This is a genomic window from Streptomyces sp. NPDC031340 (assembly GCF_055569945.1).
The window spans coordinates 21,308-34,118 of the sequence record NZ_JBVIIE010000080.1 but is presented as its reverse complement, the minus strand read 5'-3'; the positions used below and the strand labels follow the sequence as shown (position 1 = coordinate 34,118).

11 protein-coding genes are annotated in these 12,811 nt (G+C 73.0%); 5 read left to right on the top strand and 6 right to left on the bottom strand.

Annotation, left to right across the window (positions count from 1 at the left end; all coding sequences use genetic code 11):
• The first annotated feature begins 155 nt into the window (after positions 1-155).
• From ACZ5GT_RS37740 to htpG, 3 genes are all read left to right on the top strand, one after another.
• Entirely contained in the window at positions 156-482 is a 327-nt protein-coding gene (locus ACZ5GT_RS37740) for a hypothetical protein (RefSeq protein WP_469035641.1), read from the top strand.
• Positions 483-504: 22 nt separating this feature from the next.
• Positions 505-1,692 (top strand): DUF6745 domain-containing protein, encoded by a 1,188-nt coding sequence (locus ACZ5GT_RS37735; RefSeq protein WP_469035638.1) that lies wholly within the window; start codon positions 505-507, stop codon positions 1,690-1,692.
• Between the two features lie 142 nt (positions 1,693-1,834).
• Positions 1,835-3,736: a molecular chaperone HtpG gene (gene htpG / locus ACZ5GT_RS37730; RefSeq protein ID WP_469035636.1), complete on the top strand. Its 1,902-nt coding sequence runs from the start codon at positions 1,835-1,837 to the stop codon at positions 3,734-3,736.
• A gap of 19 nt (positions 3,737-3,755) precedes the next feature.
• Here the strand turns inward: htpG and ACZ5GT_RS37725 are convergent, their stop codons facing one another.
• Positions 3,756-3,914, bottom strand: coding sequence for a hypothetical protein (locus ACZ5GT_RS37725; protein ID WP_469035634.1), 159 nt, complete (start codon positions 3,912-3,914; stop codon positions 3,756-3,758).
• A gap of 500 nt (positions 3,915-4,414) precedes the next feature.
• On the opposite strand from ACZ5GT_RS37725, the gene ACZ5GT_RS37720 reads away from it, so the two are divergent.
• On the top strand, positions 4,415-5,476 hold the full coding sequence (locus ACZ5GT_RS37720; RefSeq protein WP_469035632.1) for a PucR family transcriptional regulator: 1,062 nt from the start codon (positions 4,415-4,417) through the stop codon (positions 5,474-5,476).
• A 239-nt stretch (positions 5,477-5,715) separates the two neighbouring features.
• On the opposite strand, the gene ACZ5GT_RS37715 is transcribed toward ACZ5GT_RS37720, so the two are convergent.
• Positions 5,716-6,048 (bottom strand): protease inhibitor I42 family protein, encoded by a 333-nt coding sequence (locus ACZ5GT_RS37715; RefSeq protein ID WP_469035629.1) that lies wholly within the window; start codon positions 6,046-6,048, stop codon positions 5,716-5,718.
• Positions 6,049-6,505: 457 nt separating this feature from the next.
• On the opposite strand from ACZ5GT_RS37715, the gene ACZ5GT_RS37710 reads away from it, so the two are divergent.
• Positions 6,506-6,796 (top strand): GlsB/YeaQ/YmgE family stress response membrane protein, encoded by a 291-nt coding sequence (locus ACZ5GT_RS37710; RefSeq protein WP_469035627.1) that lies wholly within the window; start codon positions 6,506-6,508, stop codon positions 6,794-6,796.
• A gap of 104 nt (positions 6,797-6,900) precedes the next feature.
• Here ACZ5GT_RS37710 and ACZ5GT_RS37705 read toward each other — a convergent pair whose 3' ends face one another.
• The 4 genes from ACZ5GT_RS37705 to ACZ5GT_RS37690 form a co-directional block, all read right to left on the bottom strand.
• On the bottom strand, positions 6,901-8,349 hold the full coding sequence (locus ACZ5GT_RS37705; protein WP_469035645.1) for a pyridoxal phosphate-dependent decarboxylase family protein: 1,449 nt from the start codon (positions 8,347-8,349) through the stop codon (positions 6,901-6,903).
• 133 nt (positions 8,350-8,482) lie between these two features.
• Positions 8,483-10,048 (bottom strand): MFS transporter, encoded by a 1,566-nt coding sequence (locus ACZ5GT_RS37700; protein ID WP_469035625.1) that lies wholly within the window; start codon positions 10,046-10,048, stop codon positions 8,483-8,485.
• A gap of 125 nt (positions 10,049-10,173) precedes the next feature.
• Positions 10,174-11,160 (bottom strand): phosphotransferase family protein, encoded by a 987-nt coding sequence (locus ACZ5GT_RS37695; RefSeq protein ID WP_469035622.1) that lies wholly within the window; start codon positions 11,158-11,160, stop codon positions 10,174-10,176.
• Positions 11,161-11,421: 261 nt separating this feature from the next.
• Positions 11,422-12,780 carry a nicotinate phosphoribosyltransferase gene (locus tag ACZ5GT_RS37690; RefSeq protein ID WP_469035620.1) on the bottom strand — a complete coding sequence of 453 codons (1,359 nt, stop codon included), beginning with the start codon at positions 12,778-12,780 and terminating at the stop codon, positions 11,422-11,424.
• Between the last annotated feature and the right edge of the window lie 31 nt (positions 12,781-12,811).

Below are 12,811 nucleotides of genomic sequence, written 5' to 3'. Positions count from 1 at the left end.
CGGACAGAACAACGGGAGGACAACCCAGCAGGGCGTCAGTCAGTGCCCGAGCCACGACCACCGGAACCTGCGTACCACTATCAATGTCAGTGCCGGCCTCTACGGTCTTGGTCATGAGGCCGGTGCGCTGTGCACCCGGCGGTGAGGGGAGAGCCATGTACCGGCAGGGAGACGTGCTGATCGTGCCCGTGGCGGAGGAAGCGGTGCCGGCACACGTGGCGCACGCGCCGCGGGAGCGGCGGGACGGGCGGGGCCGGCTGGTGCTGGCGCTGGGCGAGGTCACCGGCCACGCCCACGCGGTCGTCGGGCCGGGCGAGCTGGTGCGTGAGCCGGGGCCGCTCGGGCCGCTGCTGCTCCACCTTCCCCAGGGCGGCCGGGTGGTGCACGAGGAGCACGCGGTGATCCCGCTGCCGAAGGGCTGGTACCGGGTGATCAGGCAGCGGGAGTACGTGCCCGGGTCCGTCCGGATCGTCGCCGACTGAACAACGCGTGAGGGAAGGCGAAATGACGGACGGGAACTTCGTGGAGGGGCACATGAACGGGACGGGGACGGACGTGACGGGCATCGACGGGACGGGTGCCGACGGGACGGGTGCCGACGGGGCGGGCGTCGACGTGACGGGCGTCGACGTGACGGGCATCGACGGGACGGGTGTCGACGGGGCGGCGGCGCCTGACGCCGTCGCCGACGGTCTCGACGCGTGGCGGGCGTGCGCGTGGGCGACCGTCCCCGCCGACCGGGCGGCCGCCGAGGCGGGCGTCCGGCGGGCGTACCGGCGGGCGGGGCTCGCGGAACCGGAGGAGGTGGTCTGGGCGGGGTCCCCGCGCGAGGCCATCGCGCTGATACGACAGCTCCCGGACCGCGGACCCAGCGTGCGCGAGGCGGTGCGCACCGCTCCCTGGGCTCGGGAGCGACGCCGGTTGCACGCCGAACTCGGAACGGCGGGCTGGTCGGCGCACTGGGCGGCGACGGGGGAACGGCTGTGGGCGTCCGTCCAGGCCCTCGTGGACCGGATCACCGCCGGGCTGCTCGACGAACTCGTGGGCCGGGACAGGGGCAGGGAGGCCGCGGAGGTCCGGCTGCTCCTCCTGGACGCCGTGCTCGGACAGCACGACGCGCCGTGGCTCGCCGCGTTCCCCGCCGACGGCGGCCCGCTCGGCGCGCTGGCCGAGGTGAGCCGCAGCGCCGGCTGGTGGTGGCCGTACGGCCGGGTGGCGGTGGTGTCCGAACGGCCCGTGGCCCTGCACCGCGACGAAGCCGGCCGGCTCGACTGCGGGACCGGCCCGGCACTCGCCTACCCCGACGGCTTCGCCCTGCACGCCTGGCGCGGCATGCCCGTGCCGCCCGCCTTCGTCGCGGAACTGCCCTCGCTGACACCGGAACGCATCCGCTCCGAGGAGAACGCGGAGCTGCGACGGGTGATGCTGGAGTACTACGGATACGACCGCTACCTCGCGGACTCGGGGGCCCGGCCGGTGCACCAGGACGAGACGGGCACCCTGTGGCGGATCGACCTGGCCGGCGACGAGCCCGTGGTGATGGTCGAGGTGCTCAACTCCACGCCGGAACCCGACGGCACCCGGCGCACCTACTGGCTCCGGGTACCCCCCTCGACCCCGACCGCCAGGGCGGGCGTCGCCTGGACCTTCGGCGTGCCGGCCGCCCAGTACGCGCCGGTGCGGGAGACGTGACGCGGGCCGGCGGCGGAGCCTGGCCGGAGTGGCGCCGCCGTCGTACCCGGGACAATGCCCCTGCGTGCCTGACCCGGTGTTTTACAGTGACTTCACTTGACCTGTTCCGGCGACCAAGTGACCTGTGGGGGACACGCGAACCATGCCGACCGAAACGTTGGAGTTCCAGGTAGAGGCCCGTCAGCTGCTCCAGCTGATGATCCACTCGGTCTACTCGAACAAGGACGTCTTCCTGCGGGAGCTCGTCTCCAACGCATCAGACGCGCTCGACAAGCTGCGCCTGGCCGCACTGCGCGACGACAGCCTCGAAGCCGACACGTCCGACCCGCACATCGACATCGAGATCGACGACGACGCCCGCACCCTCACCGTGCGGGACAACGGCATCGGGATGTCGTACGACGAGGTCGGCAAGCTGATCGGCACCATCGCCAACTCCGGCACGGCCGCCTTCCTCGAGGAGCTGAAGGAGGCGCAGGACCCGGCCGGGGCCGAGGGGCTCATCGGCCAGTTCGGCGTCGGCTTCTACTCCGGCTTCATGGTGGCCGACGAGATGACCCTGGTGACCCGGCGGGCGGGGGAGAGCGACGGCACCCGCTGGTCGTCGCGCGGCGAGGGGACGTACACCCTGGAGACGGTCGCCGACGCGCCGCAGGGGACCGCCGTCACGCTGCACCTCAAGCCCGCCGACCCCGAGAACAACCTGCACGACTACACCTCCGTCTGGACGATCAAGGAGATCGTCAAGCGGTACTCCGACTTCATCACCTGGCCGATCCGGCTCGTGCCCAAGCCGGGCGACGGCGAGGACACGCCCGAGCCCGAGACGCTGAACTCGATGAAGGCCCTGTGGGCGCGCCCGCGCGAAGAGGTCTCCGACGACGAGTACCACGTCCTGTACAAGCACGTCAGCCACGACTGGCGGGACCCCCTGGAGACGATCCGCCTCCAGGCCGAGGGCACCTTCGAGTACCAGGCCCTGCTGTTCCTCCCCGAGCACGCCCCCGCCGACCTGTTCACCCGGGACTTCCGGCGCGGCCTCCAGCTGTACGTCAAGCGCGTGCTGATCATGGACGACTGCGAGGCGCTGCTGCCGCCGTACCTCCGCTTCGTCAAGGGCGTCGTGGACGCGCAGGACCTCTCGCTCAACGTCTCCCGCGAGATCCTCCAGCAGGACCGGCACATCCGGATGATCCAGCGCCGGCTGACCAAGAAGGTCCTCTCCGCGGTCAAGGAGATGCGGGCCAAGTCCCCGGAGAAGTACGCCACGTTCTGGCGGGAGTTCGGCGCGGTGCTGAAGGAGGGCCTGCTCAGCGACCCCGACAACCGCGACGCCCTGCTCGCCGTCGCGTCCTTCGCCAGCACGCGCTCCGAGGACGAGCCGACCACGCTGCAGAGTTACCTGGAGCGGATGAAGGACGGCCAGGACGACATCTACTACATGACCGGCGAGTCCCGGCAGAGCATCGAGAACTCGCCGCACATGGAGGCGTTCCACGCCCGCGGCATCGAGGTCCTGCTGCTCACCGACCCCGTGGACGAGGTGTGGGTGGACGCCGTGGGCGAGTTCGAGGGCAAGCGGCTGCGGTCCGTCGCCAAGGGCGAGACCGGCCTCGACGCCGCGCCGGGCGAAGAGGCGGACGGCGGCGAGAAGGAGAAGCGGGCCGAGGAGTACGCCGGTCTGCTCGGCTGGATGAAGGAGCAGCTGGCGGAGGACCTGAAGGACGTCCGCCTGTCGACCCGGCTCACCGTCTCCCCGGCCTGCGTCGTCTCCGACACCCACGACCTCACCCCGGCGCTGGAGAACATGTACCGGGCGATGGGCCAGGAGGTCCCGCCCACCAAGCGCATCCTCGAACTCAACCCCGGCCATCCGCTCGTGCAACACCTGAACAAGGCCTACCAGGAACGCGACGACCGTGCCGAACTCGTCGAGACGGCCGCCCTGTTGCGCGACCTGGCGGTGCTCGCGGAGGGCGGCCAGCCGAAGGAGCCGGCCCGGTTCGTGAAGGCGGTGGCGGAGCGGTTGGAGCGGACGCTGTAGCCGCGCCGGGCGGCCCGGTTCAGTCGCCCGCGCGCAGGAACCGCCGCTGGTGGGCACGGGCCCGGCGTACGGTGTCACGACCGGGCCCCATCAGCCGCCGGTCCCGGCGGACCAGCACCGCCGTACCGCTCGCGACGATCATGACGGCGACGGCGAGAGGCGTGAGGAAGAAGACCATCGACTGCTCCTGTGGACCGGGCCGCGGGGTGTGCCGGGGGCCCCGGGCCGCGTTCTGGTAGCCGGTGCCGGGGGGGGGGGGGGGGGGGGGGGGGCGGGCGGCCCCCCCCCCCCCCCTCCCCCCCCCCCCCCCCCCTCCCCCCCCCCCCCCCCCCCCCCCCCCCCACCGCAATCTCCCCCTGTTTCTGCCGACCACCATCTTCGACGTGGCATGCTCACAGCGCATTGCCGTGTTCCGGCAGTCTTCGCGGCTCGTCGATGCCGGACGACGACTCACCTGCCGCCGGGGACCGCGGTGCCGGAACGGCGAGGGCGGCCTGCGATGATCTCCCGCAGCGGCGCTTCGGGCGGTCGCGGCAGGTCTGTCAGGCTTGCCCGGCCCGTGCCGGACACACGCCGGCGGCGCGGCCGAGGACTCGCGCCGGAAACACGCGTCAGGAAAGGCGTCAGGACAGGCGTAGGACAGACGTCAGGACACGCGCCGAGGACACAGGAGGACCGGTGACAGGGCGGGAGATCCCGGACGAGTATGTGGAGGACTACGACCGGACGGTGGCCGACGCGTCCGCGACGGGACGCCGCCTCACACGGGACGAACTGGAGGCGCTGCGCACGCGCGGGGAGGCCGCCGCCGAGGCGGGCTTCGGACTGCGGGCCCTGGTCCGCCGGCACCTGTCCGTGACCCGTGAGCGGTGGCCCGCCCTGTCCGCCGCGAACGGGCACGTGGTGCTCGCCGCCGTCGAGCAGGCGATCGACGCCCTCGCCGAAGGCCACGAGAGGGCTCAGCGGCTCGCCGTGCGGCAGGAGGAGGCCATGCGCCGGGAGTTCGTCGACGACCTGCTCTACGGCCGCAGCGATCTCGGCCGCCTGGCCGAACGCGCCGAACGCTTCGGGCTGCTCCTCGCGCGCGCCCACGCCGTCGCCGTCGCCCAGGGCGGGGATCCGGTCGAGGACACCCACCCGGCCACCCGGCAGGTCGAGAGCGCCGTGATCGGCCGCTTCGGCGAACGGCGCATCCTGCTCACCACGAAGGACGGCCGGCTGGTCTGCATCGCCCCCGGGGACCAGGACGACGTCCTGACCTTCTTCGCCGAGCAGGCCCACGCGGCCACCGGGGGCGGCCGGGTCGCCATCGGGCGCGCCCACCCGGGCGCCGGAGGAGTCGTGCACTCTTACGAAGAGGCGCTCAACGCCCTGGAGTTGGCCGACAGGCTGCACCTGCGGGAACCGGTGCTGCGCCATGCCGATCTGCTCGTCTACCCGGTGCTGACCCGTGACCGGCAGGCCATGGTCGACCTCGTCGACAACACCCTCGGCCCGCTGCGGACGGCACGCGGCGGCGCCGGGCCGCTCGTCGACACGCTGACCGCCTACTTCGACGCGGGCTGCGTCGCGGCGGAGGCGGCCCGCCGTCTCAGTCTGAGCGTGCGCGCCCTCACCTACCGCCTGGCCCGCATCCACAAGCTCACCGGCGCCGACCCGGCCGACCCCGTGCACCGCTACACCCTGCAGACGGCGGTGATCGGCGCCCGGCTCCTGGGCTGGCCGGACGACGACGCCTGACGGGCGTCCGCGAACGCCGTGCGCGCGAACGCCCTCATCCCGTTCGGGCCGGCCGTGTGTACAGGCGTCGCGGACGGGTACACGCAGCGAGCGGCAGGGGAGTGCGGCGCAACGCCTGGGGAGGTCGGCGCCGCTTCCCCTGCTCCGGACGGCCGTTCGTCACGTGGATCGAGGCAGCCAGGCGGTGCCTGACTGCCTCGGACACGGCGGGGCGTCCGCCGTAACGCGGGATTCGCGCGCTACCGGACGACCCGGATGTGGAACGTCTCGGTCTCGGTCGGAGACTGACCCTGCCGGTGCTTGATGAACTTCAGGTCCACCTCGCCCGCGGTGGGCGCCCGGAAGGAGAAGACGCGGACGCCGGGTGATCCGACGCGTCCGGGGAAGCGGACCGCGGTTTCGTCGAACACCTTCTCCATCTCGACGGACGTCGAGTAGTCCCAGAAGTAGCCCGTGCTGCCGTTCTCCTCGAGCGCCACCGTGATCTGCCCTTCCGGCGGCACCGGGAAGTGCCCGTCGTTGTCCCTCTCGCTCAGCACCAGTGACTCGCGGACTGTCGTGGGTGCGGCCATGTTGCTCACCTCGTCGTTCGCGCTGCGTGTGTGCCCCCGAGCATGTGTTCCCCGGGTGTGCCACCCGGCGTTGCTCCCACCATGCGCCCACCCGGCACCCTCGCCGCAACGGAACGTACTCCGAAAGGGTGTATCGCGACCGTGTCGCGAGGTACCGGAGCCGCCGGCGTCGGAGGACGCGATCAGCAGTCCCGGACGCCCGCGCCTGTTGACCTTGGCTTCGGCGCCCCAAGGACCAGAGTGGGCACGGGCAGGCGGGACAGACGCTTGTCGCGGGTGAAGTCCACGTACCGGCGTCACCGGCGACGCGCTGACTGCCCGTCAACCCGCTCGCGAAGCAGCCTGCTGCCGACGCGTCGACGCGGCCGGAGTTCTTATCGGTTTCCTACTCCGCCGGTTTGGCCGTGTGTTGCCGGGAAACACGTTCGGCGAACCGACAGCAAGGAGACATTCTGCTATGGGCATTATCGCGTGGATAGTCATCGGCCTGCTCGCGGGCGCCATCGCCAAGGCGCTCATGCCGGGCAAGGACCCGGGCGGAATCATCATCACCATGCTCATCGGTATCGCCGGCGGACTGCTCGGCGGATTCCTCGGCAAGGTGATATTCGGCGTCGACTCGATCGACGGTTTCTTCGATCTTTCCACCTGGATCGCGGCCATTGTCGGCTCCGTCATCCTGCTCGCGCTGTACCGGCTGATCACCGGCCGCGGGAACGGCCGCGGACGTCATCACGTCCACGCGTAGCAGGTGTGAGCTGCCGGATCGGCCCGGCTGAACGCACAACACGGAAAAGGCGCGTTCGACGAGTGCCCCCGTCCATCGGACGGGGGCACTCGTGCCGCTCACGCTCAGACGCGGAAGAGCGAACCGATGTACTCCGTCAGCAGCCGCTCCTTCAGCCGGGACGGCAGCGCGTCCAGCAGCACCAGCACCGGTGCCGTCCGCGACGGCAGCCCTTCCCCGCCGCCCAGGCCCGCGAACGCCAGGACGCCCGCCACCTCTTCGGGGGTGAGCGCGTCGGGGTCGAGCGTGGCGGCCAGTTCCGCCAGCGCCGGGTCTACGGTCACCGGTTCGCCCGCACGCGCCGCCGCGACCGACTCGGACAGATCCGCGAGCAGCGTCTCGACCTGGCCGCCGGTCGCCGGGGTCAGCGTCAGGTGCAGGTTCGGGGGCAGGCCGTCGTGGGAGAGCTGCGGCTGGAGGTACCAGCCGCGTTCGCGCATCTCGTCGGCCACCTGCAGCGTCCGTCCCAGATCGCCGGTGCCGTCGGCGCCGGTCACCGTGAAGGAGACCAGACTGCCCGCCGGTTCGCCCAGCACCCGGACCCCGTCCGTGGCACGCAGTCCGGCCAGCACCCGGTCGGCCGCCCGCGCCACCTGCCGGGCCAGCTCGGTGTAGCCGTCGTGGCCGAGGTGGTGCAGGACCGCCCACGCCTGTGCCAGCAGCCCGCCGGACTTGGTGCCCTGCACGGTCGGATTCACCACCGGGTAGCCCGGCCACCCCGCGTGCGCGAAGTACTGGTGGCGCCGCAGCTCGGCGTCCCGGTACAGGACCACGGACGCCCCCTTGTCGGCGTAGCCGTACTTGTGCAGGTCCACCGAGACCGAGGTCACTCCGGGTACCGAGAGACCGAACGGTTCGACCGTACGGCCCGTGCGCGCCAGGAACGGCAGGAACCAGCCGCCGATGCACGCGTCGACGTGGCACAGCACACCCCGCGCCGCGGCGGCCGCCGCGATCTCGGTCACCGGATCCGTCACGCCGTGCGCGTACGACGGCGCCGACGCGACCACCAGCACCGTACGGTCGGTCAGCGAGTCCGCGACGGCCGCCGCGTCGGCGCGGAACGTCACCGGGTCGACGGGCACCACCACCGTCTCCAGCCCCAGATAGTGGGCGGCCTTGTGGAAGGCCGCGTGCGCGGTGGACGGCAGCACCAGCTGAGGCCGGGTCACCCCGCGGACGGCCCGCGCGTGATCGCGGGCCGTCTTCACGGCCAGCAGGATGGACTCGGTGCCGCCGCTGGTGAAACTGCCCTGCGCGCCCGGTGCTCCCAGCACCGCGTTCACCGCGCCGACCACGTCGTTCTCCAGCCGGGCGACGCTCGGGAAGACCGTGGGGTCGAGGCCGTTGACCGTGGCGAAGACGCCGTACGCGGTGGCGGCCAGCTCGTCGGCCTCCGGCAGCCCGGCGTCGTAGACGTAGGCGAACGTCCGGCCGCCCCGGGTCGGGGCGTCGCCCGCACGCAACTCGCGCAGCTCGGCCAGCAGCGCCTCGGCCGGGCGGCCGGTGGGCAGCGCGGAGGCGGTCGGCCCGGCAGACTGCGCGGTGGTCTGCCCGGCAGGCTGTTCGGCCGGCCGCTCGGTGGTCTGCCCAGCGGTCGGCGCGGCAGCCCGCGGAGCGGTCTGCGCGACGCGATCGGCTGCGGACTCAGGGGGCACGGTGTCTCTCTTCCTGTGTGCGGGCGGGGTCCGGCGTGCGGGACTCCATGACGGAGGTGCCGGAGGTGCCGGAGGTGACGGAGGTGACGGCTGCGACGTCCGCGGCGTCCGCGGACGGCGCGGAATCGTCCGGCTCGCCCCGCGGCGCCTCGCGGGCGAGCCGGGCGGACTCCTGCCCGTAGCGGCGCAACAGCCAGAGCGCGGCCAGGGAGAGGAGCGCCGGCAGCAGGCTCATCCCGGTGGCGATGCCGGTGAGGGCCGCGGCCGGCTGCGCCACCTCCTGGTCGGCGTCGGAGGAACGGAACCCCGTGGCCGCCAGGACGAGAGCGAACACCGCGGGCCCGGTGGCCATCGCGAGTGTCTCCGCCGCCGTCCACACTCCGGTGAAGGTCGCGGCACGGCGCCGCCCGGTCCGCGCCGTGTCCGCCGACTGCGTCTGCGCCAGCAGCGTCAACGGCAGCAGCTGGAGCCCCGCGTAGGCCACCCCCACCAATGCCACGGCCGCGTACCCGACCGCGAGGTGCGTGTACCGCGTCGCGAACAGCAGCACGGCGGCGGCGGTGAACAGCACCGAGGCGCACCACTGGGCGTACTCGGCGCCGCGGGCGCGGGCGAGCCGGTTCCACAGCGGCGTCACCAGGATCAGCGGGCCGATCATGCAGGCGAACAACGGCGTGACGGCGCTCGCCGAGCCGAGGACGTACGTGGCGAAGTACTGGGCCCCGGCGAGCATCACGCCCACTGCGAGCGCCTGGACCGTCCACATCCCGGCCAGGTGCGCGAAGGCGCGGTTGTCCCGGGCCGCCGCGAGCTGTGCGCGCAGCGACCCCTCCGCCGCACTGCGCGCGACGACCGGCGCGTGCCGGGTGGCGCGCCAGGCCCCGAGCATCCCCGCCGCCAGGAAGCCGGCGACCAGCACCCCCATCGCCCGGTAGCCGGCCGGGGTGTCCCCGTCGGCGTGGGCGACGGCGGGCGCCAGCGCCCCGGACAGCAGGATGGCCACACCGAGGAAGCCGACCCGCCAGCCCAGCACGCGGCCGCGTTCGCCGGGATCCTCCGTCATCTCGGCCGGCATCGTCACGTACGGCACCTGGAACACGGCGTACGCGGTCGCCGCGAGCAGGAACAGCACGGACACGTAACCGGCGGCGACCGTGCCGTGCAGCGGGGGAGCGGCGAAGATCAGCGCGAACAGCGGCGGCAGGGTCAGGGCACCCGCCAGCAGGAACGGACGGCGCGAGCCGCTGTGGGCGCGGCTGCGGTCGGCGGCGGCACCGACCAGCGGGTTGATCAGCACGTCCCACGCCTTCGGCAGGAAGACCGCGGCGCCGGCGACCGCCGCCGGTACGGCCAGCACGTCGGTCAGGTAGTACAGCAGGATCAGTCCGGGGACGGTGCCGAAGGCGCCGGTGGCCAGGGAGCCCAGCCCGTACCCGATCCGCACGGCGCGGGGCAGCGCCGTCCCGGCTCCGGCGGGCCCGTCGCTCTCGGCGCCGGACCGCGCCGCGGTACGGCCCGGGCCGCGGGGGTCGGGGGCGGGGCTCTGCTGCTGCATCGGTGTCCCGGACGGTCGTAGGTGCGGGCTTGGGGTCGCGCAGAGCATGGGGCAGCGGAGGGGCGCTCGGCAAGAGCCGGACCGCACCCCGCTCCGCCGGACATGTCCTTGAGCGAGGGGTGCTCTCACCGGCCGGTGCGGCCCAGCTGCGCCATGATCTCGGCCAGTTGTCCGCGCGCCCACTCGTACGGGGCGGGGTCGGTGTGGCCCCGGTAGACGGTCTCGATCACCATGACGAGCATCAGGTGCAGGCAGTACAGGCGGCGGCGCACCTTCTCGGTCTCGGTCAGCGGGGGGTGCCCGTAGCCGCGCATGAAGTGGGTGGGGTCGCCGAAGCCGGCCAGCTGGGTGCCGGCGAACCCGACCTCGATGAGCGGGTCGCCGAAGAAGGCCCGCTCATGGTCGATGAGGCAGGCGATCCTCCCGTCGCGGACCATGACGTTGCCGTCCCACAGGTCCCACTCCACCAGCCGCGGCTCGCTCACCTCGTCCAGGCTCGCGGCGTGCTCGGCCAGCACCTCGCGCACGGTGTCGTAGTCCCAGCCCAGATCGACCCGGCGGCGTTCGCCGTCAGCCAGCACGTCCTCGACGATGCCGGTGAACACCCGGCGCCAGGAGGCGTCCCCCGGGCCGGCCAGCGGTCCGAACGCCGTGCCGCGCACGGAGTTGATCTCGCGGTTGGCCGCGCCCACCTGCTCCTTGTAGGCGGCCAGTTCCCCGGCCGACAGTTCCGGGCCGACGACGCCGAGGTTGTCGCCGTCGACGAACGGCATGAAGAACCAGTCCACGCCGCACAGTTCGCGGCTCCGGTCGGCGAAGTCGACGCGGGGGACCGGCACGGACGTGTGCTCGGCGAGCAGGTCCAGCGTCGCCAGCTCGATCCCCATCGCGCCGCGCTCGTAGGTCAGCACCTCCACCTCGGGCGGAGGCGCGATCTTCAGGACGGCCTGGTAGCCGTCCCGCAGCCGTACGCGGTAGGCGACGTTGAACATGCCGTGACCCAGTTCGCTCACCCACCCCTCGCCCACGGGCGTACGGTCCGGGCCGTAGGCCCGCTCGACCATGGCCCGCAGGACCTCCGGCGACTGCCGGTTCTTCGTGATGCTCTCCACGCCCACTCCCCGCCTCGACACCCGACACCGCCCGGCCACTGCCCCCCCCGGGCGCACACGCCTGCCGGGCGACGGTTCGCCCGGCAGCGCGGAAAACGAAATCACGATCTTCCCCGGTTCGGCCAGTGATCGTCGGGTCGGTGTCTTCGGCCCAAGGGGCCGGCCCGCTCCGGGGGTTGGTCTTCGCGGGGCGCGAGGCGGGTCGCGATGCGGGGCACGCGCGTACCGGTTCATCGCCGCCACGCGGAGGGGAGGCCGGGATCAGCGTCCTGACGGCCGGGGGTGTGCGGAGCCGGCCGACACCCGCTCCTCGATGGCGCGCCGGACGCGGACGGTGAGTGCGTCCAGCCGTTCGGAGGCCGTCGCGCGCGGCGCGGCCGGCGCCCGGACGCGGCGGGCCGCCGCCGGCAGTTCACCCAGGTCCGCGGCGAATCTCCGCCGGCACTCGTCGAGCGTGGACCGGTGGCCGGTGCGTCGCCCGTCCCGCATCACCGTCTCCAGCAACGGTCTGCCGTCGTCGGGCGGCCGCTCGTCGGCGAGGGCGATCACGTCGGTGTACCCGGGGCGGCGGAACACCTGTTTCGGGGCCGGTGCCGTCACCTTGGCCGAGGAGAGCTTCATCACCGGCCGGCCGTCGTACTCCACCATCTTGTAGGCGGAGTCCAGGAAGGGCGCGTCGGCCGAGACCCCGACGCGGGTGCCGACGGCGTAGACGTCGATCGGCGCGCCGCGGCGGACCAGGTCGTCCACGGCGTACTCGTCGAGGCCGCCGCTGGCGGTGATCCGTACGTCGGGCAGGCCCTCGCCGTCGAGGATGGCCCGTGCGCGCACCGCCAGGGCCCCGAGGTCGCCGCTGTCCAGTCGTACGGCCGAGCCCGGGCCGCGGTCCAGGTCCCGCAGGACGCGCGCCGCGACGCGCACGCCCTCCTCGGTGTCGTAGGTGTCCACCAGGAAGGTCACCGGACCGGCGTGGCAGCGTGCGAAGGCGCGGAACGCGTCCTCCTCCGTGGCGAACGCCTCCACGTAGGAGTGGGCCATGGTGCCGACCGCGGGCATGCCCACGGCGGTCGCCGCGGCCACGTTGCTCGTCCCGGCGAAGCCGACCAGCCCACCGAGACGGGCCGCCTGGAACCCGGACCGCGTGCCGTGGGTGCGCCGCAGCGAGAAGTCCACGACCGGATGCCCGGCCGCGGCGAGCACGCAGCGCGCCGCCTTCGAGGCGATCGTGGTCTGGTGGCTGAGCTGGTTGAGCACGTACGTCTCGGCCAGTTGCGCCTGCGGAAGCGGCGCCGTCACCTCCAGCAGGGGCTCTCCGGCGAGCACGATCCGCCCCTCCGGCACCGCCCGCACGCTGCCGGTGAACTCCAGGCCGAGCAGCGGCTCCAGATCCCGTGGCGGCCGGTGCAGCGCGGAGGCGAAGGCGTCGACGTCCTCGGGGCCGACCCGCAGGCCGGACAGGTAGTCCAGGGCCGACTCCAGCCCCGCGGCGACCAGGAAGCCCCGTTCGGGAGGCAGCTCGCGGACGAAGAGGCTGAAGGTCGCCGGGCCGGTCATGCCCTCCCGCAGATAGGACATGGCCATCGTCACTTCGTACAGGTCGGTGGTGGTCGCATCGGACATGGTCGGCACCTCCTCGGCCTTCGCCCGGCCG

Bases quoted from the DNA above. Each gene is read 5' to 3' on its own strand.
- ACZ5GT_RS37740 (WP_469035641.1), top strand. From the start codon at position 156: ATGTACCGGCAGGGAGACGTGCTGATCGTGCCCGTGGCGGAGGAAGCG.
- ACZ5GT_RS37735 (WP_469035638.1), top strand. From the start codon at position 505: ATGACGGACGGGAACTTCGTGGAGGGGCACATGAACGGGACGGGGACG.
- htpG (WP_469035636.1), top strand. From the start codon at position 1,835: ATGCCGACCGAAACGTTGGAGTTCCAGGTAGAGGCCCGTCAGCTGCTC.
- ACZ5GT_RS37725 (WP_469035634.1), bottom strand. From the start codon at position 3,914: ATGGTCTTCTTCCTCACGCCTCTCGCCGTCGCCGTCATGATCGTCGCG.
- ACZ5GT_RS37715 (WP_469035629.1), bottom strand. From the start codon at position 6,048: ATGGCCGCACCCACGACAGTCCGCGAGTCACTGGTGCTGAGCGAGAGG.
- ACZ5GT_RS37710 (WP_469035627.1), top strand. From the start codon at position 6,506: ATGGGCATTATCGCGTGGATAGTCATCGGCCTGCTCGCGGGCGCCATC.
- ACZ5GT_RS37700 (WP_469035625.1), bottom strand. From the start codon at position 10,048: ATGCAGCAGCAGAGCCCCGCCCCCGACCCCCGCGGCCCGGGCCGTACC.
- ACZ5GT_RS37690 (WP_469035620.1), bottom strand. From the start codon at position 12,780: ATGTCCGATGCGACCACCACCGACCTGTACGAAGTGACGATGGCCATG.